Below are 25,099 nucleotides of genomic sequence, written 5' to 3' on the forward strand. Positions count from 1 at the left end.
ATACATTTTTTTCATTTACTTAACAAATTGATCAAAAATTCACAAATTTTGAGCGCGAAAGAACGTAGCCTGGATGAAGGCATCAGCCGTAATCCCAGGTTTGAGCTGCTGAGTCCTTGGCTTACGGCTGTGCCTTCACCAAGGCTGCGTTTAATAAAGAAATGAATTCATTAGAATTGACTCGATTCCCTCCATAATTTTTCCACGATTTGTGGATTTGCTAAAGTGGATATATCCCCTAATTCGTCCAGGCTTTGTATTTCTTTTCCTGCAATTTTACGCAAAATACGGCGCATGATTTTACCCGAACGTGTTTTGGGTAAATCATTAACGATATGGATTACATCTGGTTTTGCAATAGGGCTTATTTCCTTATTCACCTGTAGGATTAATTGAGCTTTTAAGGAGTCATCTGCCGTTATATCTTGTTTTAAAACAACATAGGCATAAATACCCTGGCCTTTAAGATCATGGGGGATGCCTACTACTGCTGCTTCAGCGACAGCGGGATGACTCACAAGCGCACTTTCGATTTCTGCTGTACCCAAGCGATGCCCTGAAACATTGATGACATCATCGACCCGACCCGTAATCCAATAATCACCATCCTCATCTCGTCTCGCACCATCTCCCGTAATGTAATAACCATGATGTAAATACGTCATACAATAACGTTGGTGATCGCCCGCGATGGTTCGCGCCATAGAAGGCCAGGGATATTTTATTGTTAAAAACCCTTCACCTGCTCCGGTTATTTCGTGGCCATTTTCATTGAGTAATACAGGAATAATGCCTGGTATAGGTTGGCGTGCCGAACCTGGTTTATTAATTGAATCATCAGCTCTGGGACTAATCATCACCGCACCAGTTTCGGTTTGCCACCAAGTATCCACAATTGGACATCTGGCTTGACCTACTTTTTGATAATACCATTGCCATGCTTCGGGGTTAATGGGCTCCCCAACAGAGCCAAGCAAGCGTAAGGAACTTCGTGAGCTGGAAGCCAACCATTCATCGCCGGCACGCATTAACGCACGGATGGCGGTGGGGGCTGTATAAAATACGTTCACCTGATGCTTGTCAACGATTTGCCAATTCCGAGAGAAATCAGGCCAGGTAGGAATTCCTTCATAAATTAGGGTTGTAATTCCATTACAAAGAGGACCATATACTACATAACTATGCCCCGTAACCCATCCTATATCTGCGGTACACCAAAATACTTCATCCTGTTGACAATTGAAAATTAATTGATGTGTATATGCTGTTTGTACTAAATAACCTCCAGTGGTGTGAACTACTCCCTTGGGCTGGCCAGTACTTCCTGATGTGTACAATATAAATAACGGATCTTCTGCATCCATAGGTTCCGGATCACAGTGTGCGCTCACTTGTTCTTTGAGCTCATGCCACCAATAATCCTTATCTTTATCAATAGCAACAAGATCATCACTCGTTTTGATGATCAGCCTTTTTAATGATAAATCACTGCATGCCTCGTCAACTTGTTCCTTTAAGCCAACCAACTTACCACCCCGATTAAAATGGTTTGCAGTGATTAGGCAGGCACATTCAGAAGCAAGTAGGCGTTGTCTTAATGCATGGGCTGAAAATCCAGCAAAAATTACCGTATGTATGGCGCCAATACGTGTGCATGCCAGCATGGCAATTGCTGCCTCAGGAATCATCGGTAGATAGATGGCAACTTTATCTCCTTTGTTCACTTTTAACTGTTTGAGTACATTACTCATCCGACACACTTCGGCATGTAATTCAGCAAAGGTCAGTATTTTATGCTGACTTGGATCATCTCCTTCCCAGATAATTGCTGGTTGATTTGCTTTGTGGGGTAAGTGTCTGTCTAAACAGTTACTACTGACATTTAATTTTCCACCTTTGAACCACGTTACATCACCATGTTTTAACCCGCCGGTGAGTACTGTATCCCAAGGTTGAAGCCAATCAACCGTCTGTTGGGCTACTTCAGACCAAAACTCGCTTATTGAATCTTCTGTTGGCGTTAATTTGGGGTTGCGCAAATGAGAATGCATGTTATACCTCTGTGCCTTGGGAAATTAGTTTAATAATTGCAGAAAAATCTAAATCGCCCTGGCCCTGGTCAATAAAGTGCTGATAAAGAGTAGCTGCTTTAGCTCCCAAAGGAGTATTTACATTGACCGACTGAGCTGAATCTTGGCTGAGTAACAGATCCTTAAGCATCATGGCCGCAGCAAATCCAGGTTGGTACTCGTTGTTTGCAGGGACGTTTTCCAATACTCCGGGAACAGGTGCATATTTGCTCATTGCCCAGCATTGTCCGGATGCGTTAGTCACTACTTCAAAAAGTTTTTGAGGAGACAATTGCAGTTGTTCTGCAAGGACAAACGCTTCTGAGATGGCAATCATGGAGATCCCCAGGATCATGTTATTACATATTTTTGCTGCTTGTCCGCTTCCTGCGCTGCCAGTATGAATTATTTTTTGTCCCATAGCGGCTAAAATAGGTTGCGCCTCATGGAACGCTGGTTCTTCGCCGCCAACCATGAACGTTAATGTGGCCGCTCCTGCTCCGGCAACGCCACCAGATACCGGTGCATCAACAACCTGGAGGTGGTGTTGTTTGGCCAGATGATGCAGCTCACGCGAACTGTTGACATCAATGGTGGAGCAATCGATAAATAAAGCTCCTTTTTTTGCCGCTTGGAACAATCCATTACTGCCATGACACACGTTCAATACTTGTTGTCCATTTTGCAGCATAGTAATCAATACATCTTTTTCTTTAGCAATTTCTTGAGCATTTTGTGCGATAAGACCACCAGATTGGGAAAAGTGTTGCAAGGCAGTTTGTTGTAAGTCATATCCCGTGACTTGATGCCCCGCTTTAACAAGATTAATTGCCATGGGTAATCCCATATGCCCCAGTCCCACAAATCCTATTTTTGCCATTGAGTTCTCCATGTATCAAGACTTACGAAAACCCCCAATCTCTTCGTTAAAAAATGTTTTTACTTCAGTCATTTAATCTATCAAAACTCCCTCATTAAAAACATTTTTTGCCTCGAATTTGGGGTTTTTCGTAAGTCCTGTGTATGCAAAATTTAGCCTGAGGTTAAGACCCTCGCCATTTAAAACTTATGTCATTCCCGCGAAGGCGGGAATCTATCCCTAAAATAGGCATGGATTCCCGCCTCCGCGGGAATGACAGCTTATTTAGCGGGAATGACAGCTTATTTAACGGTAGTGGGAATTATGGCTTCGCTTTTACCCAGGCTACATTAATTATTCTATTTTTAATCATGCGTTGGCATGATAAAAGCACTTTCTTTGATTTCACTAACAGGCCATTTGCTGGTGACTGTTTTGCGTCGAGTATAAAAATTGACGCTTTCTTGCCCGTGCATGTTGGTGTCACCAAAAGAAGAATGTTTCCAGCCGCCAAATGGATGATTGGCAATAGGAACAGGAATAGGAATGTTAATTCCTACCATTCCAACTTGTACGCGTTGACTGTATTCACGCGCACTAAATCCATCGCGCGTGAAAATTGCTGTTCCATTGCCATATTGATTTCTATTCACCAAAGCGAGTGCTTCTTCAAAATTATTGGCTCGAACAATTACGAGAACTGGCCCAAAAATTTCATTTTGATAAATGGACATATTTTCATGAACATGATCAAACAGGCACGGTCCCATGAAGAAACCTTGTGGATGTTCAGGATGTTTAAATGTTCTACCATCGATAATTAATTTGGCACCTTCGTTTATCCCTTTATCGACGGCTGCGAGTACTTTCTCTCGATGTGCCCCACTAATCAATGGCCCCATATCTGTACCAGGTACATCACCCGCATTGATCCGCGTTGCTTTAATTTGCGGTGTCATTTTTTCAATTAAGGCATCAGCGGTGTGATCCCCTACAGTCACAACAACAGATATCGCCATGCATCGCTCACCTGCGGAACCGTAGGCTGCGCCCACAATTGCAGAAGCGGCTTGATTGAGATCGGCATCAGGCATCACGATGCAATGGTTTTTAGCACCACCAAATGTATGGGCCCGTTTTCCATGAGCTGTTGCTGTAGTATAAATATATTGCGCAACTGGTGTTGATGCTACAGCAGTAAAGGCGGCGATGTCTGGATGAGCCAGTAAATGATCTACTGTAGTTTTATCGCCATGCAAGCAATTGGCAACGCCAGCAGGCAATCCTGCATCACTTAATAATTCAAGGAGACGAACTGGAGCGGAAGGGTCCTGTTCGGAAGGCTTCAAGATGAAGGTGTTGCCACATGCAATTGCCGGAATCATCATCCAAACCGGAACCATAACAGGGAAATTAAAAGGAGAGACACCAGCACAAACACCTATTGGTTGGCGTAATGTATGGCAATCAATGCCATTGGTTACATCTGCTGAGAAATCTCCTTTGAGTTGATTGACTAGGCCGCAATGTAATTCAACTACTTCTATAGCACGTGCTACAGAACCTTTTGCATCATCCAAAGTCTTGCCATGTTCACGAGTGACGATCCGTGCCAGATCCAATTGATTTTTTTCTAATAAATCGCGGAATTTAAAAAGAATTCGTGCTCTTTTTATTGCAGGAGTTTGTGCCCATTCTGCTCCAGCTTCTTTGGCAGTAGCGATCGTTTTATCGCACAGTGATTTGGATGCAAAATGAACTTGGCCGATTACTTCCCCTAATGCTGGATTATAAATAGGATGGGTAGTCGTATTCGTTTCATTGATTAATTGTCCACCAATATAATGTTGTACAATGTAGCTCATTAACAAACTCCTTTTTATTATTTTTATCAAATTAAGTGATTATTGTAATTGTTTCATGGAATTATTTATACAATAATAACGAAGAGATTAGGACTAATATAACCTCTTTTTGAATAATCCTAAGGGAGTTTTTTAAACCGAGGTAAGTCGTTAAGGAAATTAATCGATGGGAAAAGGAATTATTTTACGTGTACCGCATGGTACCGAATTATCAGCTGAATTACTCGAAGCCTTAGCAATTCGCTTTCCTGGCTATATTCTAGAAACTTACCACAAGAAGCCTGATAATCACCGCAGTTTCGTACGTCGGGTTAATAGTCTCCATAAGGCGTTCTCCTTTCTTCTTGATGCTTATCCATTAGCGCCGCAAAGCCGTTTTTTGCTCAAAAGCACCTTAGAAGAGTATGTGAACGAATGCGAAGAAGATGCTTTGCATGCAAAAGGCTCAATGGATGAATTGCATAAGGAATTAGAAAAATACACTGCGAAATTAATTGAATTGATTGCTTTGGGGTGGGGTACTTCCATTAAAGAAGCAATTGAGTTATTGAATGAAGCAGAACAATATGAATTAATGCGTCAAGGTCGCTACGATCTGGCAACATTAACGCCCATGAAGTTGAATGATGACGATTACATTCTCCAGATCGACGAATCGCTTCCTCCTTACTATGAACAATTTATAAATGAATTAAAACAAATTAAGGCGAGCAAATATCCCAAAACTCCATCCTGGGTTTGTAAACTTGAAGAGTATCAGCAAGCCTATTTTTGTAATCTGAATCGATCAATTGGCAGCTATATTGAAGTCGTTCAGGACTTTAATAGTTTTTTAATCGAATGGGCATTAATAAAAAAAAGAGCAATTAATTTTAATGTTGATCTAAAACAAATTGCTACGAACTCGTTACCACTTCCTGCCTGGTTTAATGAGTTGGGCCCGCATTTGCAAGAAATGATCCGTGTCTTGGCATTAGACCCATCGAACTTGGAATACAACTTAAGCAAGTTTAAGAAGCTAATTTTCTCAGAAAGTTTTAAGAAGGAATGCTCCTCTACGGTGGGAGGCATTTCAAGTATTCCACAATGGTATTGGGTATTGTCCGAGCATCAACAGTTTTTCCTGGAACATGTGCTGAAAGGATGCAAACGAGTCGAAGATGCAGTTACTTATTTATCCAGTCGTCATCGAACGCTGCCTCTGCCTGCAAATTATGCTGTTCATAGTTTATTAGCAGTGAGTCAAGATGGAAAATTTCGTGAACTGTCAAAGAAGCGATATCGCTCCAGTCACGTTGCAACTCGAGATGGATTAACATGGCCTGGAGCGGTGCAACAACGCCATATCGATTCGAATCTGGCTAAAGTGATGGAAAATGCACAACCGGATCAACTTGCAATATTACAAACGCTGATTAGTCCAATTCATGCAGCCGATTATGTGCCGACTTGGATTACCGACTATTTGCCCACATTACCTCCAGATTTAGAGCTGTATAAATTAGCGCGGGCAGCGGTAGAACGACGCGCAGCGACACAAACGATTCTCCAGAATAATCATCCCTATAATTTAGCAAAACGACTCTATTATACGCAGTCAAATGATAAAGACAGTTTGAATTTATTGGCTGTAGCGGAGAAATATGTTTCTTCGACTCCAGGCCTAAAGACTCTTTTGGAGGAATATAAAAGTGTCTTAGAGTCAGCTACAGGGACCGCAACTATTTTTGATTATGCAGGCAGGGAATTATTTTTGAGCTCTCTGGAGCAGTTAATTATTTTGAGCATTGGAGGGCATTCTTATGGATCGTGCGTTAGTGGCAAGGATAGAAAAGCCATAGAGCTTATTCATACTGATGCGATGATTCTTTATAAAGAACTCTATGGATGTTGGCCTGTATTTGATGAGCTCTATGATAAAAAGAATCGCATTCGTTTTGTCTCCTTAGTAGCTGATCTGTATATGAGTCGTCATCATCATGAACATGCAGGACAGAATGCGCCAGGTTCTGAAGGCATCAAGACCCCAGACTGGTACTTACCCGAGGATATTGCTACAGAAATTAAAAAACGGTTGGATAACGAGCGAGCACTTAAAGACGATGATCGGGTTGCAACGGATAACGAAGTAAAAAATATTTTTATTGGCGGCTCTAAAAAGGTAAAAGAATATGTACTCCCCAAAAATACATTGCTCTGTCGTTTGGTTGCTCGCCAATTAGGTAAAACAAATTGTAATCGACTTTACGACTCGTTACATCTATTAATCAATGAAAAAAGTCTATTTACCCCAGTCCCAGTAGGAGAATTAAACGGGCGTTGGTCTGTAAAATTCTTTTCTGAGACAGTACCAATAAAATATTTTTCTGAGCCGGTAACCATTCCTGATGGAATAAAACAAATTTTCGACTTAATGCTAAGCCCTACATCTGGAAAAGATAATATTGAGCGGTTTGAAAAGATATTCCAAATTATATTAGACAGGCCTGAATCAGATGAAAGCCGTGCTGAGGCAACCAATTCCGTTTATGGACGTGCACGCGATTTTTTCAAACCGCATGATGATACTGATTTTACGGAAATGGTTGAAAAGACGGTAGAGGAATGGTCGAACTTGTTTACTAAATCCAAAGAGTCTCATCTTGGTGAAACATGTCTCCATAATTAAGTGAATTTCTCCGTGGCAAGCACTGTCGCTTGATCACATATGTTACCCCGCGGACATGCCGGGATGTCGGATTAGCGATGGACTGGTTTTTTAGCGATGATAGGCGATTCAGGGCCAAGCAACGGAGGAAATTTGCGGTGAGCGAATCAGCTCCTTATGAAGGTTTGAGGCACTCGAAAGGTACAATAAAGCAACTATTGCATATCGTTGGTATAAAGGTAGTCCATTAAACTGTAGTACTAATATTACAGTAAAAGTCATCAATTCCTTTGCTATTGCTGCCTTGGGTATTTTTGTCTGTGGTGATCCTGTTTTTTCTAGACTATTATATCTTATAAATTACTAATTTCTGAAAATAAATTAATGATACCCAAAGAATATGGTTGTTTTAAATTTGCAGTAATTAGTACAAGCCCAACAATTTTTCCAATGTGGCAAGCGAATTGTTTAACTCAGCTGCTTGATTCTCAGTATGCTGAACTTGCACTTATCATCGTTCCGCAATATAAAAAAAAGAGGCTTAGTAAGTGGCGTTATCTTTTAAAAAATTCTCGATTTTTATTCTGGATGTTGTTCTATAAGTATCTAGTCTTACCTAAATTAAAAGCTATGGTTCGTACAGATATGAGTAGTACATTGCAAAATACTGAAATAAAAAAAATTAGATTTCACAGTATTAATCGTAGGGCAGATACTATTTATTGTGATGATGAAGATTTAAAAGATCTTAAGATCAGAGAGTTAGACTTTATATTACATTTTGAAGACAGCATTTTAAAAGGTGATTTTTTGAATGCCGCAAAATTCGGGGTTTGGCGATTTCATTATGGAGATCCTGAATATCATGGAGACTTACCTCCGGCATTTTGGGAAACGTTTGATAAGAAAGATTGCATTACTGTTACATTACAACGTTTGACTGAACACCAGGATAGAGGCTACATCCTGCATAGAGGAGAATTATTTTGTAGTCATTTTAGTTGTAAAGGGACTTACAGAACTAACCTGGATACAATACTCTTAAGTACTACATATTTCCCAAAACGAGTTTGCCAAGAATTAATTCATTCTAATAAAGATATTGTTCGCGATTATCCAGCTCAAGAAAAAAAAGTAGCTATAAAAAAGAAACCCAGTAATGTCGACATGTTAAAATATTTTTTTCATGTAAGCAGCCGTATTTATTCCTGGTTGGTAACACATCCTAAAATTACAATGATGAGTTGGCGAATTGGTGTTGTTGAAAAAACCATTGAATCTTTTGTTCAAACAACATCAATAGATGAAAATTTAATAAAATATGTGAATTCTGACCTAAAAAAATATTTTATGGCAGATCCTTTTGGAGTATATCCTTATGAAGAGGGGGCAGGAATAATATTATTTGAAAAATTTGATCAAATACAAGAAGAAGGAAAAATCTCCTATTTAAAATGGGATAATGGAAGGGAATTTCAAGGAGAAGATAATATCTTGGAAACTCCAGGACATTTATCTTATCCTTATCTTATCTGTGAAAATGGGGCGCTTTATTGCATTCCGGAATCTTCCGCATCGAACCAAGTATCACTCTGGAAGCGAACACCCACTGGAAAATGGTATCAAAAAGCTGTTTTGATACATGATTTCCCCGCAGTTGATATAACAATCATGCATAGTAAGGATTATTGGTGGTTATTTTGTACCCATAAAGAAATTGGAGATAACTCTCATCTTTTCATTTGGTACTCTAAAACACTAACAGGTGCATGGCAACAACATGCACTTAATCCAGTAAAATGTGATATTAGATCAAGTCGACCAGCAGGAACGCCGTTTATTATAAACGATATAATTTATCGACCTTCACAAAACTGCGCTGGTAGATATGGGAAATCCATTATGGTTAATCGAATCAAAACTCTTAGCCCCACATCGTTTCAAGAAGAGTTTTGTTGCGAAATTCAACCGCCGCCAGGAAAACAAGGAATGCACACCATTTCAAAATTTGGCGCAAATGCCGTGTTAATTGATGTTTATTCCAAGCCTATATTTTCTTTTAGAAAATTAAAAAAACTATGGATTTAAAAAAATATTTGTGACGTTTGATTCAACCAATAACATTAAGATTTATGGAGTTTAGCGAAACTATTTTTCCAAATAAACTGAATCAAAGAATGAATTTTGTGGGATAAACTCCATTTTTTTATGAAAGGAACAGGATCATTCCAGTACCAACTGTTAATTACAGTACTTTTTCTCCATCGTTGTAAAAATGTAAAAAATGCATTCAATTTGTTTGGTTCTTGAGATATTAAGGTTGCTTCACTCACCGGATCAATCCAAGTAATGGGAGAATATTTGGAACAATTCTTATAGGAAAATGGAAGTTTTGTATCGGTTAGAAGTTGAAACAGGAGATATGGGAAGTTACCACCAATACATCGAGTTATCCCAATTTGATCCCAGCTTCTAAGATTGGTTTCAATATAATAAGCTAATCCATTTTTTTCATTTAATTTAAATTCCATATTTAAAATACCACTTAACTTATTCTTTTGAACAAATTTTATGGCTAGCTTTTCTATCTCGGGGAAATGACTTTCTTCAACCAAACAACCTGTACCATATTTCCGCGGAAACTGATGAATTTTTCGAACGGTAATAGAGCTTACTATGTCACTTTTTTGAGTGGCTATCATAGAAACCTCTATTAAATTAGACTCTGGTCCTGGAATGATTTCTTGGAGAATAACACTTTGTTGCGTTTTCAAAAGCTCACAAACTAACGGTTCAAGATCTGCCTTCCTGGAAATTTCTATCCCTTTTTCGTGAATATTTTTTTTCCAAGTAGTTGAGTCGGCCCCTTTTACTAATAAAGGGAAACTAAGCTTTTCTAAGTGAGGAAGATCATTAAGATGTTTGATTTCTATTGTCCAAGGTATGTTTAAACCTGCATTAAGCGCTAACTGGCTCTGTACATTTTTATTTTTGAAAAGAAGGGTTATTTCTTTAGAGGGTTGCTCAAATAAAAAATACTTTTTTAGTATATCTTCATTTTCTGCTATCCAATAAACAAATAGATCTGTTGTAGGAAATAACACCGGGCGATAAAGGCTGGTCCAATTATTATCCTGTATAAATTTAAGAAGAAAGTCTAATAGTGCATCCTCACGTCCTATGGGATAAGGGATCTGATGGACCTTGCATTTTCGTGTGTATACTCCGATTTCACCTGCAGAAAAAGTTGAAAAACCGATAACATTAACTTTGGCATCCGCAAGAAGATGTACCACAGCAAGTCCAGGATCAAACAAACCTAAAATAAAAGCAGGATTATTCAACTTATAATTCTCCCCTTTAATGAGGTTGCTCATTGATTCAACTCCCCAGACAAGATTTTAAATATATACAGCAAATTAAAACAACCGGTTCTTGTAAACTGTTTAATCCTTATCTATCTCAATTAAGTTTTATAGTGGTTTATTCATCCATTTTTTTACAAAACCGAATCTTCTCTGCATAAAAATTGAACTTCGATATTGAAACCCCGCTTGTTCTATAGCATGGCGGAAAGGTAAATTACTCGCTAAAACAAAAACATAAATAGATTTAATGTCCGTGAAAGTAAATGCTTCATGTATCATATGGGCAAGCATTATTTTATAAAGACCTTTTCTTCTAAATTTTGGATGTATCGATGAGTCATAAAATAAGATGCTCTTTTCAGGAATATTAACTGAATATTGGAAAATAGAAAAAAAACTGCGGTTCTTCGTCATCCAAATATAAATCGCAAGGTAATTATCAATAGTCATAGTATAGATATATTCCTTTGCGTTGAATCGTTTTAATGCGGTTGATAAAAAATCATATTGATTGTGCCATGGCTCACAATGGAGTAAATCAGAGATTGAATTGCATTTGACTCGTTCATCAGACTTAAAATTCTGTGCAGAAGACCGCTCAAAAAAGTAGATACACATTTCGTTATCTTCTTTAATCCAATTTTTTATTCTATAAATTAATTTTGCAATGCATTGATTGGATCCTTTATGAATGAAGGATCTAACCTTATTTAAAGAGTTTTTATAAGGTTTTAAGAGTTTTTTCAAACCATCAAAAAGCTTTACAAGAAAACGTAAATAGCTGAATTTATAAAGGATAACTTCAGAAACTTCATCATGCGCATTGGCAAAACGCTCTTTCCAGGCATCATCACCAGGGGTTAGATCAAACTGTTTATAGCCCTGACTAATAAGGTACTCGCCTAATAGCATTAGATGCAATTTTCCAGGTGAACATTCTGCTAAAAATGGGGAGCTGGGTAACAAATCCAAGTGTATCATCTTGTTGCTAATCATTCCTATCATGGCAGCAATAGGAGTATTGTTAAGATAAGTTACTGTAATGCAAATCTTATCAGGAGCAGATACAAATAATTGTACTAAGAAAGAGCGTTTTTTGTCATCATCTCGAAAGGGAGTAACTTGATGAAGCGCGCCTTGACGAAAATCATAATAATTTATTAATTCAGGGAGGACTCGCTCTAACTCAACCAATTCAGTAATTCTTAAAAATTTTAATTCCCCTAATTTTTTGAGATGATTAAGTTTGCTTTTATTTTTCTTTTTCATAAAAGACTTTTGCAACTCATGGGCATTTAATTGGATTAAAGGCCTATTTTTTTTCCGCACAATAAGATTGTACGTCATCTCGGGGATGGACTGAAGAATAGGAAGAAGAGATGGCGGAAGATAGGTAAATCTTAGTATTGAAAATCTAAAATGATTTTTCAATTGAAACCATGCCGTTTTAATAAACCAATCAGATACTTCGGGTACAGCTAACCAAGCATGGTATTCTGCTTGAATTGTTCCGGCATGAGCAAGGGTGTTGGTTTTTAAGGAAAAAGCAAGAGTCCATAAAGCAGTGAGGTCATTGTCTTTGTTCCACAAAGTAACCAGCACTGGTTGCCATTCAGAATAATATACTTCATACCAAGAGCAGACGAAATCAGGAGATTGATATACAGTGCCATACAAACAGGAATCATATAAAATTGACCATTTTTTTATAAATTTTATATCATTCAACAGCTGCTTGGCTTGGTCTCCAACAGTTAATTCTATGCGACCATTCATGCTTTATTTTCTCCGCGGTAAATAGAAAAATAAATCGCTTTATTTTTTTGCTCGCTGGAATAATTTATTAATTAAAAAAAGAGCGCGTCTATGCCTAAACTCATCTGCTCCATCAATGTAAATGGATAAATTCTAATCGTTAGATACTGATGATTGTCATTAGTCCAATAGGTTTTCCATGGTTCATCTTGGCCAAGAAACTCAAGGGCTTCCAGACCTTGTGCAAACGAATAACGTATCGCTTCATATCCAAGAAGTACTCCTGGAGAATATTTTGCATAGGTTTCATTGTATGCCATGACTTTTCACTAAAACAAGCAGTGCAATTGCATCGATTTCATTATTTGATTTACTGACAATAAATTGCAGCTGTTCAGGTTGATAAGTCGCTGCACATGCAGTGAACCACTGATTAAGTAATAAGGGAGATTTGAATCGTTTGGCTAATTCATTCCAGCTTGAGGCCAAAGATTTTAATTCATTTAAATCATGAATGATTTCTATCATGATTTGTTCCATGCTTCATAAAGTATGACAAACTCCTTTTTCAATTTTTGATACTCCATCTAATGAATGTAACCCATATTTTATGCCGCTTTATACATTGAGTTTAGTTTTTTCTAGGAAATATGCAAAATAGGTGAAGCATTTAAAAATGAGGTGTGCTTGAATATTGCCAAGCATCATGAATAATATCTTTTATAGTATATTTGGCATGCCAACCTAATAATCGGTTGGCTTTGGTTGGATCGGCAATAACAGAGCACAAATCTCCTCGACGGCGTGGTTTAAAATGATATGGGATCTTAGCATGAAGTTCATTTTCCAGAGTGTTGACCAAATTCAAAACGGAACAGCCCTCGCCACGTCCTAGATTAAATACATCAAACCCTGAATGATTGTCCAAATAGTTTAAAGCATCCAGATGTCCCTGAATCAGATCCATAACATGAATATAATCTCTAATTGCTGTACCATCAGGGGTGGGGTAGTCATTACCATAGATATCTAAATATTTTTTTCGTTTAGTTGCTACTTTAAGCAGCTCGGGAAATATACCCGAACTGTTTAATAATGATTCGCCAAGCAATGCAGAGGGATGTGCTCCAGCCACGTTAAAATAGCGTAACGATATTGCTGAAAATTTTTTTTCAGCACGGCAATAGTCATTTAGCATCGTTTCAAACATGAACTTTGAATGACTATAAGGAGAGGATGGATTACATACGGGGAATGTCTCTTTATACAGTTTATCACCCGCATCTATATAAACAGCAGCTGTAGAAGAAAATAGAAATTTATTGATATTATTTTTTTGTAATGCCTTCAATAAGAAAAAACTCGCTATGACATTATCTCTGTAATAATTCAGCGGGTTATGTATTGAATCATATACATTTTTTTTAGCTGCAAGATGAACGACAACATCAATGTCTTGGTTTTTACTAATAAATCGATCCACCGATTCTTCATCACATAAATCGAGTTGTACAAAATTACATTTTCTTTGGGTCAACGTTTCGATCGCGTTTAGTGTTTTTATGGAGCTATTTGACAAATCATCAACCATTACTAAATCATAGTGATTTTGAAGAGCTGATACGCAAAAATGACTGCCTATATAGCCAGTTGCTCCTGTCACTAAAAGTTTCATATATAGTCCCTTAAGTATTTACCTGTCATTATATTACTAAGATAGCAGCAGTCTTTGTTGCATGCCAAACAATAGCGAGAAAAATCAATCCGTTAAATTGATGTATTGGATCTATCTTGTGCTATCATGAAAATAAGAATTTTATTTCCAACTTACACGACTTCTATAACATAAGAGAATTTTTCTAGTCAGAGGAGTACTCTACGTTAGAAGTATTTTAGTGTGAAATTTAAACATGATTAATCGATGGACAAATGAACGGTTAGGACAATCATTAGTCGCTATTGGCGTAGCCAGTTTAATATTTATCCTCTCTTTGAATACTACATATGGCTTTATTTTAGCCCCATTCGGTATCATGATGTTGGTTTTTTCTTTCGCATATCCTTACTTGTTTGGCATACTGTTTTTTATATTATGTTTATTTCGCTTTCATGAGATTATCCCAGGACTTTATTCACTTCATCTGCCATTAATTTTTGCAATTTTAGGCATACTTAGCTTAAGTATCAATGCTCAATTAGGGCGAGTAAAAATTTATTGGCGTAGAGAAATGACCTATTTTATGCTCTTCTTTGTATGGGTTAGCACGAGTATGGTATTGGCTTATAGCCTCCAAACTTCATTTGGCTACTGGAAGGATACATACATTAAAATTTTCATTGTTTTTTTTATGATAACATGGACGGTGACAAGCGAAAAAGCATATAAGTTAATTGTGTTTTTAATTGTATTAAGTGGTATTTCTCTCTCTTTGTTGACACATTATTATTTTGCTGAGGGCAAACATCTTGTGGAAGTAGTAAGAGCAACTCTTGGGGGTTACTCTGCAATTGCAGACCCAAATGATTTAGCTTTAACACTATTATTTCCTTTTAGTTTTTGTTGTAGTATGGTCGTCAGCTCATCTAGTTCCTTTCTAATAAGATTCATTGGTTTTTTTGGGGCAATCATTGTTATTGGAGCTATTTTTGAAACTCAAAGTCGTGGCGGATTAATGGCATTAATTGTTATCGTTAGTTATTTTGCTACACATCAAATAAAGCCCAAATCATTAGTAATTTTTTTAACTATTTTTATGATGCTTCTATTCTATTTGTTTATCAGTAGTTTATTTGTCCGTGTTGGAGGTATCGAGCCAGGGACACTTGATGAATCGGCCATGGGGCGAATTTATGCCTGGGAAACTGCCGTTAATATGGCAATACATCATCCTGTTTTTGGTGTTGGTATCAATGGGTTTCTAGACAATTATTATAATTATGCTCTTGTATGGGACAACCAACAACACGCCGTGCATAGTAGTTGGTTCGGGGTGCTTGCAGAATCTGGTTTTATAGGTTTAATTTTATATATTTGCTGCATCATTTCTGCAATAAAAACTGCGCATAAAAATATTGTATATATTACAGAAAAGCATCTGTCGCAATTTGAGCAAAAAACTATTTATCCAATTTTGGCACGAGGATTGTATTCCGGACTTATTGGTTTTTGTATTTCAAGTACTTTTCTAACCCAAGGGTTTACTTGGCCTTTTTACATTTTTTTTGCTCTGACTATTGCATTGGCACAAAGCATCAATACAACGATCGGTGATACTGTAGGAAAGGCTAGATGAAGCAGATCTTCTATTATGGAATAGGTCTTGTTATTGCGAAGCTTGTTGCAATATTTATGCTGCCAATTATGACAAGAATATTAAGTCCTGCTGAATATGGAACCTTGGAAATTTTACAAACGTTTATTAATATTTTGCTCACCATTTTTTGTCTTGGACAGGGTGATGCAATCTTTCGTTTTGGAGGTGTAGCGTCAACAAAACAAGCTATGGACAGTATTTGCTTAAATGCTGGATTTCTGGTTTTCTCAAGCAGTTTCTTCTTATGCATTCCAATGATTTTATTTGCAAGTCAAATAAGCTCTATGCTTCCTGGTAATACGAATTATTGGCAAATCATTTATTTAGCTTTACTCATGATCCCAAGCAATATTTTAGCGATCCAACTTGATTGGCTTAGGCTCCAAGAAAATGCATTGGCTTTTGTTTGGATCAATTTAATTAGAACATTTATTCAAGCTGGACTCGTTCTGATAGTGTTATATGCTGGTTATGGAGTGACAGGCATTATGTTTGTTTCCGTAGTTTCTAATACATTAAATTTTTTATATTTTCTTCCAACTCAATTAAAAGGGTTATCACAAGTCGATCTTAATATTCAAAAGCGTTTATTTTTTTACGGAGTTCCTTTAATTTTTGCAGGATTAGGTGATTTTGTAATCATGTCATTGGATATCTGGTGGCTTGGTTATGCTATAGGAGCGGCTGAAATGGCCAAATTTGCTTTGGCTATAAAGTTTGCAATGGTAACGATTTTTCTCATACAACCATTCACGATGTGGTGGTATCCAAAACGCTTTAAATACATTAATCGTCGTGATTATTGTGCAAAAACAACAGAGCTTGGCGTGATTTTGGGAATGATATGTGCCTTTTCTGTCACTTTAGGTGGAAGTTTATTTATTCATTTATTCATTTCTAAAAATTACCAGGATGCTATTTTGTATTTACCTCTGTGCGCTTTTGTTTTTCCATTGAAAATTGCTGGAGATATAATGAGCGTGGGATTATTTTTAGAAAAAACAAAAAAAATTATGTTGATTAATAATATGATTGCTGTATTAACGGTGATCGGATTTTATTTTTTCATCCCGTTATGGCATGTTTGGGGGGCGCTTTACATTTTGTGTTCAGTGCTCTTTTTAAGATGGCTTATATTTTTTTATTTCAGCCAAAAAGAATTATATTTACCTTATCGATATTTAAGATTAAGCCTTTTTATCGTTGTTTATGCTATTTGCCAATCAAGTATTTGGTTTATGGGGAGCGCCACCGCATATATTATTTGTGGGGGGGGATTGTGGTTCTTTCTAATTGCTATAGCATATTATTTAAAATTTATTCCTCCTTTGGCTGTACTCTTAAAAAGTTAAGCTCGCTAAGAATTCAAATTTCTAACTTGTTTTCAATGACACTTAATCAAGTCACCACACGAAGGCTGATCCTGCCCTGATTTGTCGGACACCTTGCTAGAGAGCGCATACATAGATAATCAAAAAATTTTTTATTAACATCGATTGCTGTCAAGTCATCTTTTTCATTTGGTTTTTCATATGCAAGAAAAGGGGAATTTAATCGAACAATAGGGCTAAAAATTGCAAAGATCGCTACTTCTATTTGAGCTATAGGGAATGCCCTCAAAATTTATTATTATTTTCTTTACATCCGCATTATACTTGAAGTCTTTTGCAATAGCGTATATATCATAACGTCGGCATTTTTCTTTGTGATGATTTAAATTTAGTAATTGGAGAAGCTGATTGCTAAGTAATTGTCCATGTATAAATGGAACTAAATAGATATCATATCTTTCAGAAAGAATATATGAAGTTAATACACGACATTGATTTTCCCATGCCCTTTCTTCAATAAAATAAGTTTTTATTATGCCACTATCTAGCATTGATATGGGACAATGAGCGACAATTAAATTATAATGCCCGTTGTAAAGATCCAATGTATTTATAAGCCTATGTGCATATCTAGGTGTATTTAGACCCCAACTATCCTCAGTATCCCAATTAGAATAATAACTTAATCGTCCAGCTTCTGTAGTAAGCATCCTACCATGGAATTTTGACAAGCTTTTAGACAAATTAATGATGTTTTCATTATAATCATTTACATCAATAAAACTCAAAAAAGTCCAAAAAGTTAATTTAATACCATATAAAAGCGAAGTTACAATGAATGCCCAACTTGCCATTGCTTCTTTTTTTTCTGCAATGAGCATTAATGAACCAAAAAACATTGGGGCTAAAAAACGATTACCATTATTTTGTTCTAGATGCATACAACTAAAAAATATTATTGGAATAAAAAATAATAAAAATATTCTTTTAATATATTGATTTTTACTTTTCAAAAAAAATACTGTAATTAACATCGGAATCAAAGGATATTGTATCATTTTTAAAGAGTCTAAAAAAAAGATCCCATAATCTCTTTGACTTGAGCTTTTTACAAGAAAAGGCAAGGGAAGCCATTCTGCAAAATACCAAACTCGCCATCCAAAATAGAATAAGCCTGGGATAATCAAATAAATTAAAAATTTAAATAAATCATCCTTTAGCTTAAAGTTACTTTCTGCCAAGTATATATGAAGAAATATGAGTCCAATTCCCCAAATAACCCCATCAGGACGAATTAAACAAAGAATAAAAATAAAAAAATAACATTCAGACTTTCTTAGTAAAACAAAATATAATGCGCAAACATATATAGCTGAATAAAAAAGTGTACTAAAACCTATTAAAGCAGAATATAAGTAAGGCGTACCTAATATTCCCATAATTATTAGAATAAGAGGGAAATCGCGCTTTTTCATACAATAAAAAATTAGACATACCCCCAAATAGTTCAGAATTAATGCTGATTCAAATTCATCTATATGTACTTTTTTCAAAACAGCTAGAATCACCATCCAAAGAAAATCTGTAGCTCCTTCAATTGGGTAGGACGAATTGCTATAAGTAATGATCCCTCTCATGGAAAGGTTTTTTGCGTAATCGTATAATATGATTGCATCTTCCGCGGGAACCATATATTTGTAAGTTAGATAGAAAATTATTGCCAAAAGAAAAAGAAATAATAAATTTGCGATGCTACTTATTTTTATATTTTCAGATTGTTTATTCATTATAAATTTAACTCTTTTAGCTCTACTCCAAAAAGGATACATCTAAACTTTTACATAGAGTTGATAATAATGGTTTATTAGAGTATCAAAACTGAAATTTTTAAGAATATACTCGCGAGGCTTTTCAGTTTTTTGGTTGATTTTCATGCAGGCCTCGGCGATTGCTTTAGGGTTTTGAGAAGGTATCAATAAACCCGATTCCGGATCAACTTCCTCAGCACAGCCTCCAACATTACTGCATACGACCGGAACACTACAGGCTTGGGCTTCTAACAAAGAAAGTGGCATCCCTTCGTTCAGTGAAGGGAGACAAAAAATATCACAAGCCTGATAAAATAAATTCATAGGCTCAACCATACCCAATAGACATATTCTATCTGATAAGTCGAGTGTCTGAATGTGAGTTAAAAGAGTCTGATATAAACTGCCAATACCTGCAATTACCAAGAAATAATTTAATGGCATAAGACGTATGGCTTCGATTAAATAGATATGTCCTTTGACTGTTTCAAGGCGTCCCGCACTACCAATGATTGTTGAGCTCTCAGGCAACTTGAAGTATTTGCGAGCATTTGTTTGATTTCCTGGTATAAAAAAACGCGTATCTACGGCATTAGGAATAGTGCTTATATCCATTTTAGGAAAATAACTTTTTAATTGTGTATATATATCTTTTGAAACAGCGACTAAATGAATTTGTTTTTTCCAGTTAAATAAAAAATATTGAATTAACCAATCTTTGTAGTGTTGTAAATGCCATATATCGTGTTCTGTATGGATATGCTTTATCGATGCACGCTGAGAGGTTGCTAAACAACCATAGATTAATGGACCAAGATGATGTGTGTGAATCACTGAAATGCTTAAAGTGCGACAGATGTCTTTAATAAAATTCACGGTTTTTAAGCTAAACCCCTTTGTTTTATCCGCAAAGAATAAATTGTTTTGGTATTCTTTTAATTTTGGCCATTGGCGAAATGACTCTTCGGATGGATCTTCGAGCGCTAGAATGTATACATTTTTAACATCATGGCATAACATTGAAAAAACGAGATGCTCTAAGCCACCATATTTAAGTCTCTGGATTATATGAAGGATTTTCATGTATTCCCTCTATAAATGAGAGCATGTTCTAAAGCGCTCGAAGCTTACGAGACCATCGCTCATGCTAACGTTTCCACACGACAGATAACTTTTACATCGCCTATTGCTTCGATATCGCGTCTACGACGTACCGTGTTATCCATAAACTCAAATATTATTGCAAGGCCAAATCCAAGAAAAATTCCAGAGAAAATACCAATCACAAAGAAAAATAAAGGTGGTCTTGCAAGTGATTTTATGGGTTTTTGTGGATAAGCGACAATTTGAGCGCTTCTAGACCCATTAGTTTTATTTAAATTGAGTGTCATTTTTAACAGATTATAACGGGTTAAAAGATCGTTATAGGCGTTTTGATTATTTTTTACTGTTTGATTTAGTTTTGTTATAGTTTTGCTGGTAGTATCTATGAGTCTTAATTTTTTATTTATGTCTTTTTGCTGATTGGTTAAATCATTAATTTGTTGAGACAGCCCTTTAGTTTTAAGTTGCATATTGCGTAATTTTTCTAATTGTGAGGTTAAAGTTGGGTTGGGCTGTCCATTTTTATTATTAGGCGGGACAATAGCCATATTCCATAATGCCTGGATGGTGTTGTCGTCTATATTTTGATATTGTTTATACAACTTGTCGCGCTCAGCTCTCAGTGATTCTCCAAGTTGAATGAGTGCTTTGACACCAGGAAAATTGTCTGTATAAGTAAGTCGCATTACGAATAGTTTATTGTCATTTTCAAGAATAGCATTTTCAATTTGCCCAATTTGAGGATTCAGTTTAACGATCATACCATACAGCTCTTTTTGCTCGGTGAGCGTGGTATTGTACTGGATTTTATTCTCTCCTAGTTCTGATGTAATCTCACGTAAACGTGCAAAATATATATCACGATAGGCGGGGGTTAGATCCGCATGAGCATCGATATAATGATTTAGTGCATCAATTGATTTATTAGTGGTTTCTTCTTGATTTTTTAGTTCATTTTCTAAAACGATTAAGGATGAATTAGTAACGCTTAAATTCTGAGCATTTAAGCGTTCAATTAATTTATTACCTAAAGTATTTAGAATAATGGACAGATAATTAGGAGTATTTTGAGACAAATCTATTTGTACCACATCTTCTCCAACTAGAGTTATCTTGAGTTTTTTCTTTAACTCATCTGCTGCTTGTTGGACAGTTTTCTCACTGGAATCTGCAGGTACGAGATTGGTTTCAACAACAATTTTTTCTAAAACACTCGGTGAGCTAAGATAAGCTTTTACCCCCGCGAATTGTTGAGTGATATCAATGGTGCTACTTACATCTTTCAGTGACGGTGTTTCAATTTTATTAATAGCAATAGAAATACTGGCTTTATAAGTCTTGGGCAAGAGTGTGGCGCTTAAAAGAGCAAGGAATGGGGTAATAAGAATACACGTCACAATCAAATATCTACGCCGCCAAAAGGCGTCAAGATAGATGTAAAGCGCATAATAGTTGTCAGTTATTGCTTCCATTTTTTCATTATCTTCCGTGAGACCTATGCTAAAAGTCTGATATAAACACAATCAGGTTTTTGATTTTTTAAATAAGCAACCTTAATTTCTTTTACTCGTTTACTATATCTGCTTTTTATATCTTCTGCACGTTTAAAAACGGGCGCTAGGTTAACGACCTGATTTTTTTCACCACTTGAGCCAAAGCTAGCGTATATTTTATATTCATCAGGATAAACAATCTTTTTCAACATCGCGTCTACTTTTTTTACTTGTGCAGGACTTAGATTTGTTTGTCCTTGTTCGTATTCAAGTTCAATGAAATAACTTGGCATTTGTAAGGCCGCTTGTTTGTCATGAGAACTTTGTTCTTTTTTTTGATAAAGAACTTGGGCATTAGAGAAAACCCTGTCGGAACTTATCTTTGAATTTGTGCAGGCACTTAGGCCAAATAAGACAACAAGCCATAGTTCCTTTTTCATAATTATGCTCTACTCCTTGGGCGCGATATTTGAAGTGAAAAATATTTATCTTTGTCAATCAAATGACTTTGGTATTAATCGTCAGACAAAAAATATAACATAAAACCTGTTGCTACTCCAAATTGGCACTGATTTGTTCTTTGTAAAACGCTTCAATTTTAGATACAACAATTGATGCGGAAAAATTTTTTATGATTCTACTTCTTTCTTTTGTTGCGATGATTTGACGTTCTTCGATTGTTTTTAAAAAATAAGAAGTGATGCGTTTTTGCATTTGCTTTAGATTAAAGCATTCAATAATAAATCCGGTGTTTGATAATACCTTTTTAACAGCCCCCACATTAAATGATACTACTGGTATGCCCCGCGACATTGCTTCAAGTAAAACGAATGGTAGTCCTTCATAGCTCGAAGTGATACACAATAAGTCAACTTTAGGCCAGATCCTCTCCATATCAACTACATTGCCATGAAATTGAACTTTTGTTTGATACTTATTTCGACACTGATCCAATAAGGGACCAGTGCCTACCATATGCCACTCAAAATCAGATGATGTGTGTTCTGCCAGCTGACAAAAGCGTATGGGACCTTTTTCAGGACTTACTCTTCCAATAAAATAAATTTGAAATGGTTTCGTCGTTCTTAATGGGTTAGGGTGTTCTGGAACGTCAACGAAATTGGGAATTATTTTAGCTTTACTTGGAAGACGTTTGGCAATCTCTGCATTAATACAAATGTTTTTTGAAAGAAAACTACTCCAACGATCGAGAAAATTGTATAAAATAAGCCTTCCTATCGGTTTTTCACCCGCATGAAACGTTGTCACAATAGATGCTTTATTGAATATTCCGAATAGGCGGGCTAATATGTTCGCTTTATAGCCATGCGCATGAATTACATCGGGTTGCTCTTTGAGTAATAGATGGAAGAGCGCTCTGTATGATTTGCAACCATGATAGCGAATGTTTTTTTTCTCACAAAGAGTATATAAAACATTATTGGGATAATCACAAACAAAGATAATGCTGCAATCATGTTTTCTCTTTGTTAATTCTTCACAGAGATTCATGACATGTATTTCAATACCACCAATATGTTTCGAGTCAACTAATAGTCTAATCTTCATGCCTAAAGCTCTTATGATTTTCCCAGTATTTTGACAACGTCAAGGTGGCTCTCATGATACAGAGAATTTCCATTTCAATACGATCTCCTTTTCAATGGAATGAGCACAAATCAAGCAACTGTTCTTCTAGAGCTAATGCTCTGTTATCCCAACTTTGATCTTTGACCAGATTTTTTCTAATTTCTTCTTTGTTATCATGTAAGGAAGATACTATTCCATTGATGAAATCATCGGTGTCTTTGGCAATATATATGTGTTTTTTATAAATATGCAAAGCAGGAATATTCGTCGTAACAACAGGCTTGCCTGCTGAAAGATATTCTTTAAATGTTAATGGATTGCATGCTGCAATTTGTTGATTGTAAATAAATGGAATCAATCCCACATCCCAATGTTGAGAATAGGCAGGAATATCAGCATAAGCCTTAGGTCCTAAATAAAAAAAATTACTTAATGTTTCTAATTTTTTTAAATCAATATTTTTAGGTCCAATGAAAACAAAATTCCAGTTTTTTAAGCGAATTGCGCACTGATAAATTAGATTGATATCAACCCAACTGCACAGGCTTCCATAGAAGCCTGCAATTGGCTTTCCAGTTGGTAAATCATTAGGTCGTGCATAGGGTTTAGTAAAAAGCTCGATATCAATGGCATGATCGAGATAATGTGTTTTGTTCTTAGGCATTTTTTTAGCTAAAACTGCACTTGTTACTAATATTAGAGCTGCTTTCTCGATTAATTGTTTCTCAAAGAAATCAAGCTTAGAAAGAGGATGCTTTGCTAAAGCAGAATAATCATCACAACAATAATAAACGAGTGGACAATTATTAAAAATTTTTATAAATGGATAGGCACTGGGTAAGGTTACCCAAATAATGGGTTGTTTCATTTTTTTTAGGGCAGGCTTAAGTTGTTTTTTTAGAATGAAACAATTTAATGTGTCAATTATTGAATTGCCAATGAAGGGGATAATCAAAGGGTGAATTACAGTAAGATGTTCAGGAAGAGATAAACGATACTTGGATTTTTTTCCCAGGACGTATTGAGCTAATTTTTCTAAAATTCTTTTGAAGTAAGAGATACTCAAACTGGGTTTACGCAAGCCAATAGAATTAATCCAGGTAACGTGCCAATCTTGTTTTAACAAGGCACTTATTAGACTCTGAGTGCTGCTTGGGAATCGTCCCCAGTCTTCTGCGAAGACTATAAGTGTTTTATTCGCATTCATAGTGTTCTCAAGATTAAAATCTTTTGATGAGATGATCATCTTACTACAGCAGCTATCTGTAAATATAATTGATCCTCAACATCGATATAAACTAACTCATTACTGTCTGCGGATATTGGAGCGTTGTTGTCACACCCAATCAATGTTCCGTTATGATAATTATTCAGCAAATCATACGATCGGGTGAATTAGCATCGTCTGATTAAGCCCCAATGATTTTAGCTTTCGCCATGGTTGCCCATGCAAACCGATTAATTCTAGTGCATAACCAGCCATGCGCAGTCGTTTGAATAAAAATACAAGAGCGCCAATTCCCGATGTGTCAATTCTTGTGGCTTTGCTTAAATCAACGATGATATTTCTATCAATATGCTCGATTAATTCATTAAAAATGGGTTGTGCATGCACGCTCGTCGCTGTATTAAAAGCACCCGAAATCTTAATTAAGATGTTGTTATCAAAATATTTAACTGAAATACTCATGATGTTTACATCGTGTAATAAATGCGGACCCTAATTCTGATTATAGAATAAATTAATGAGAAGAATATGCTTTTGAAGAAAGTGTCAATTCTAGAAAAAAACATCGACACTTTTAAATTTATTAAATTATACTTAATTGTAATTTAGTGTAATTTTGTCTAATTCAAGAAATTTAACCAAGATATTCATAAAGACAGATTGTGCAA

19 protein-coding genes are annotated in these 25,099 nt (G+C 36.1%); 4 read left to right on the top strand and 15 right to left on the bottom strand.

From position 1 onward, the window contains the following. Positions 1-170: 170 nt before the first annotated feature. The 3 genes from acs to ELY20_RS11795 all read right to left on the bottom strand — a co-directional run bounded on the left by acs (position 171) and on the right by ELY20_RS11795 (position 4,793). The gene (acs, locus tag ELY20_RS11785; protein ID WP_110142609.1) at positions 171-2,051 is read right to left on the bottom strand and encodes an acetate--CoA ligase; all 1,881 of its coding nucleotides are present in this window, start codon (positions 2,049-2,051) and stop codon (positions 171-173) included. 1 nt (position 2,052) lies between these two features. Further along, positions 2,053-2,949, bottom strand: a complete 897-nt coding sequence (gene mmsB / locus ELY20_RS11790) for a 3-hydroxyisobutyrate dehydrogenase (protein ID WP_110142608.1) — start codon at positions 2,947-2,949, stop codon at positions 2,053-2,055. Positions 2,950-3,293: 344 nt separating this feature from the next. Continuing rightward, the gene (locus tag ELY20_RS11795; RefSeq protein ID WP_110142607.1) at positions 3,294-4,793 is read right to left on the bottom strand and encodes a CoA-acylating methylmalonate-semialdehyde dehydrogenase; all 1,500 of its coding nucleotides are present in this window, start codon (positions 4,791-4,793) and stop codon (positions 3,294-3,296) included. 166 nt (positions 4,794-4,959) lie between these two features. Here ELY20_RS11795 and ELY20_RS11800 point away from each other — a divergent pair, with 166 nt between their 5' ends. Together ELY20_RS11800 and ELY20_RS11805 are read left to right on the top strand one after the other, a co-directional pair. Continuing rightward, positions 4,960-7,461, top strand: coding sequence for an oxidoreductase (locus ELY20_RS11800; protein ID WP_110142606.1), 2,502 nt, complete (start codon positions 4,960-4,962; stop codon positions 7,459-7,461). Between the two features lie 363 nt (positions 7,462-7,824). Continuing rightward, complete coding sequence (locus ELY20_RS11805) at positions 7,825-9,528, top strand: glucosamine inositolphosphorylceramide transferase family protein (protein WP_110142605.1); 1,704 nt, start codon at positions 7,825-7,827, stop codon at positions 9,526-9,528. Positions 9,529-9,563: 35 nt separating this feature from the next. On the opposite strand, the gene ELY20_RS11810 is transcribed toward ELY20_RS11805, so the two are convergent. The 5 genes from ELY20_RS11810 to galE all read right to left on the bottom strand — a co-directional run bounded on the left by ELY20_RS11810 (position 9,564) and on the right by galE (position 14,238). Continuing rightward, positions 9,564-10,817, bottom strand: coding sequence for a hypothetical protein (locus tag ELY20_RS11810; RefSeq protein WP_110142604.1), 1,254 nt, complete (start codon positions 10,815-10,817; stop codon positions 9,564-9,566). A 96-nt stretch (positions 10,818-10,913) separates the two neighbouring features. After that, on the bottom strand, positions 10,914-12,584 hold the full coding sequence (locus ELY20_RS11815; RefSeq protein WP_110142603.1) for a GNAT family N-acetyltransferase: 1,671 nt from the start codon (positions 12,582-12,584) through the stop codon (positions 10,914-10,916). A 71-nt stretch (positions 12,585-12,655) separates the two neighbouring features. Continuing rightward, positions 12,656-12,883, bottom strand: a complete 228-nt coding sequence (locus ELY20_RS11820; RefSeq protein ID WP_110142602.1) for a GNAT family N-acetyltransferase — start codon at positions 12,881-12,883, stop codon at positions 12,656-12,658. Then, positions 12,870-13,091 (bottom strand): hypothetical protein, encoded by a 222-nt coding sequence (locus tag ELY20_RS11825; protein WP_126955531.1) that lies wholly within the window; start codon positions 13,089-13,091, stop codon positions 12,870-12,872. The genes ELY20_RS11820 and ELY20_RS11825 overlap by 14 nt, the downstream gene beginning before the upstream one ends. Before the next feature lie 142 nt (positions 13,092-13,233). After that, a complete protein-coding gene (galE, locus tag ELY20_RS11830; RefSeq protein ID WP_110142600.1) occupies positions 13,234-14,238 on the bottom strand; it encodes a UDP-glucose 4-epimerase GalE in 1,005 nt (334 codons plus the stop codon). 235 nt (positions 14,239-14,473) lie between these two features. On the opposite strand from galE, the gene ELY20_RS11835 reads away from it, so the two are divergent. Beyond that, entirely contained in the window at positions 14,474-15,856 is a 1,383-nt protein-coding gene (locus ELY20_RS11835) for an O-antigen ligase family protein (protein WP_110142599.1), read from the top strand. Further along, positions 15,853-17,229 carry a lipopolysaccharide biosynthesis protein gene (locus tag ELY20_RS11840; RefSeq protein WP_110142598.1) on the top strand — a complete coding sequence of 459 codons (1,377 nt, stop codon included), beginning with the start codon at positions 15,853-15,855 and terminating at the stop codon, positions 17,227-17,229. The genes ELY20_RS11835 and ELY20_RS11840 overlap by 4 nt, the downstream gene beginning before the upstream one ends. Before the next feature lie 215 nt (positions 17,230-17,444). On the opposite strand, the gene ELY20_RS11845 is transcribed toward ELY20_RS11840, so the two are convergent. The 7 genes from ELY20_RS11845 to ELY20_RS11875 all read right to left on the bottom strand — a co-directional run bounded on the left by ELY20_RS11845 (position 17,445) and on the right by ELY20_RS11875 (position 24,893). After that, on the bottom strand, positions 17,445-18,995 hold the full coding sequence (locus tag ELY20_RS11845) for a hypothetical protein (protein ID WP_110142597.1): 1,551 nt from the start codon (positions 18,993-18,995) through the stop codon (positions 17,445-17,447). Positions 18,996-19,037: 42 nt separating this feature from the next. Further along, the gene (locus ELY20_RS11850; protein ID WP_110142596.1) at positions 19,038-20,099 is read right to left on the bottom strand and encodes a glycosyltransferase; all 1,062 of its coding nucleotides are present in this window, start codon (positions 20,097-20,099) and stop codon (positions 19,038-19,040) included. Between the two features lie 59 nt (positions 20,100-20,158). Then, positions 20,159-21,592: a GumC family protein gene (locus ELY20_RS11855; protein ID WP_110142595.1), complete on the bottom strand. Its 1,434-nt coding sequence runs from the start codon at positions 21,590-21,592 to the stop codon at positions 20,159-20,161. Between the two features lie 23 nt (positions 21,593-21,615). Further along, positions 21,616-22,053, bottom strand: coding sequence for a hypothetical protein (locus ELY20_RS11860; RefSeq protein ID WP_110142594.1), 438 nt, complete (start codon positions 22,051-22,053; stop codon positions 21,616-21,618). A 112-nt stretch (positions 22,054-22,165) separates the two neighbouring features. Beyond that, the gene (locus tag ELY20_RS11865) at positions 22,166-23,182 is read right to left on the bottom strand and encodes a glycosyltransferase family 4 protein (RefSeq protein WP_110142593.1); all 1,017 of its coding nucleotides are present in this window, start codon (positions 23,180-23,182) and stop codon (positions 22,166-22,168) included. Between the two features lie 91 nt (positions 23,183-23,273). Continuing rightward, positions 23,274-24,410, bottom strand: a complete 1,137-nt coding sequence (locus tag ELY20_RS11870; RefSeq protein WP_158618877.1) for a glycosyltransferase — start codon at positions 24,408-24,410, stop codon at positions 23,274-23,276. A gap of 171 nt (positions 24,411-24,581) precedes the next feature. After that, the gene (locus tag ELY20_RS11875) at positions 24,582-24,893 is read right to left on the bottom strand and encodes an STAS domain-containing protein (RefSeq protein ID WP_110142591.1); all 312 of its coding nucleotides are present in this window, start codon (positions 24,891-24,893) and stop codon (positions 24,582-24,584) included. Between the last annotated feature and the right edge of the window lie 206 nt (positions 24,894-25,099).

Origin of the sequence: Legionella qingyii, assembly GCF_003990155.1 — a bacterium.
GTDB lineage: Bacteria > Pseudomonadota > Gammaproteobacteria > Legionellales > Legionellaceae > Legionella > Legionella qingyii.

Excerpts from the sequence above, each read along its gene's own strand:
- ELY20_RS11845 (WP_110142597.1), bottom strand. The coding sequence starts at position 18,995 with ATGAATAAACAATCTGAAAATATAAAAATAAGTAGCATCGCAAATTTA.
- ELY20_RS11870 (WP_158618877.1), bottom strand. The coding sequence starts at position 24,410 with ATGAATGCGAATAAAACACTTATAGTCTTCGCAGAAGACTGGGGACGA.
- ELY20_RS11795 (WP_110142607.1), bottom strand. The coding sequence starts at position 4,793 with ATGAGCTACATTGTACAACATTATATTGGTGGACAATTAATCAATGAA.
- ELY20_RS11835 (WP_110142599.1), top strand. The coding sequence starts at position 14,474 with ATGATTAATCGATGGACAAATGAACGGTTAGGACAATCATTAGTCGCT.
- ELY20_RS11855 (WP_110142595.1), bottom strand. The coding sequence starts at position 21,592 with ATGGAAGCAATAACTGACAACTATTATGCGCTTTACATCTATCTTGAC.
- ELY20_RS11820 (WP_110142602.1), bottom strand. The coding sequence starts at position 12,883 with ATGGCATACAATGAAACCTATGCAAAATATTCTCCAGGAGTACTTCTT.
- ELY20_RS11875 (WP_110142591.1), bottom strand. The coding sequence starts at position 24,893 with ATGAGTATTTCAGTTAAATATTTTGATAACAACATCTTAATTAAGATT.
- ELY20_RS11815 (WP_110142603.1), bottom strand. The coding sequence starts at position 12,584 with ATGAATGGTCGCATAGAATTAACTGTTGGAGACCAAGCCAAGCAGCTG.
- ELY20_RS11800 (WP_110142606.1), top strand. The coding sequence starts at position 4,960 with ATGGGAAAAGGAATTATTTTACGTGTACCGCATGGTACCGAATTATCA.
- ELY20_RS11850 (WP_110142596.1), bottom strand. The coding sequence starts at position 20,099 with ATGAAAATCCTTCATATAATCCAGAGACTTAAATATGGTGGCTTAGAG.
- ELY20_RS11825 (WP_126955531.1), bottom strand. The coding sequence starts at position 13,091 with ATGATAGAAATCATTCATGATTTAAATGAATTAAAATCTTTGGCCTCA.
- ELY20_RS11865 (WP_110142593.1), bottom strand. The coding sequence starts at position 23,182 with ATGAAGATTAGACTATTAGTTGACTCGAAACATATTGGTGGTATTGAA.
- ELY20_RS11805 (WP_110142605.1), top strand. The coding sequence starts at position 7,825 with ATGATACCCAAAGAATATGGTTGTTTTAAATTTGCAGTAATTAGTACA.
- ELY20_RS11840 (WP_110142598.1), top strand. The coding sequence starts at position 15,853 with ATGAAGCAGATCTTCTATTATGGAATAGGTCTTGTTATTGCGAAGCTT.
- ELY20_RS11810 (WP_110142604.1), bottom strand. The coding sequence starts at position 10,817 with ATGAGCAACCTCATTAAAGGGGAGAATTATAAGTTGAATAATCCTGCT.
- acs (WP_110142609.1), bottom strand. The coding sequence starts at position 2,051 with ATGCATTCTCATTTGCGCAACCCCAAATTAACGCCAACAGAAGATTCA.
- galE (WP_110142600.1), bottom strand. The coding sequence starts at position 14,238 with ATGAAACTTTTAGTGACAGGAGCAACTGGCTATATAGGCAGTCATTTT.
- ELY20_RS11860 (WP_110142594.1), bottom strand. The coding sequence starts at position 22,053 with ATGAAAAAGGAACTATGGCTTGTTGTCTTATTTGGCCTAAGTGCCTGC.
- mmsB (WP_110142608.1), bottom strand. The coding sequence starts at position 2,949 with ATGGCAAAAATAGGATTTGTGGGACTGGGGCATATGGGATTACCCATG.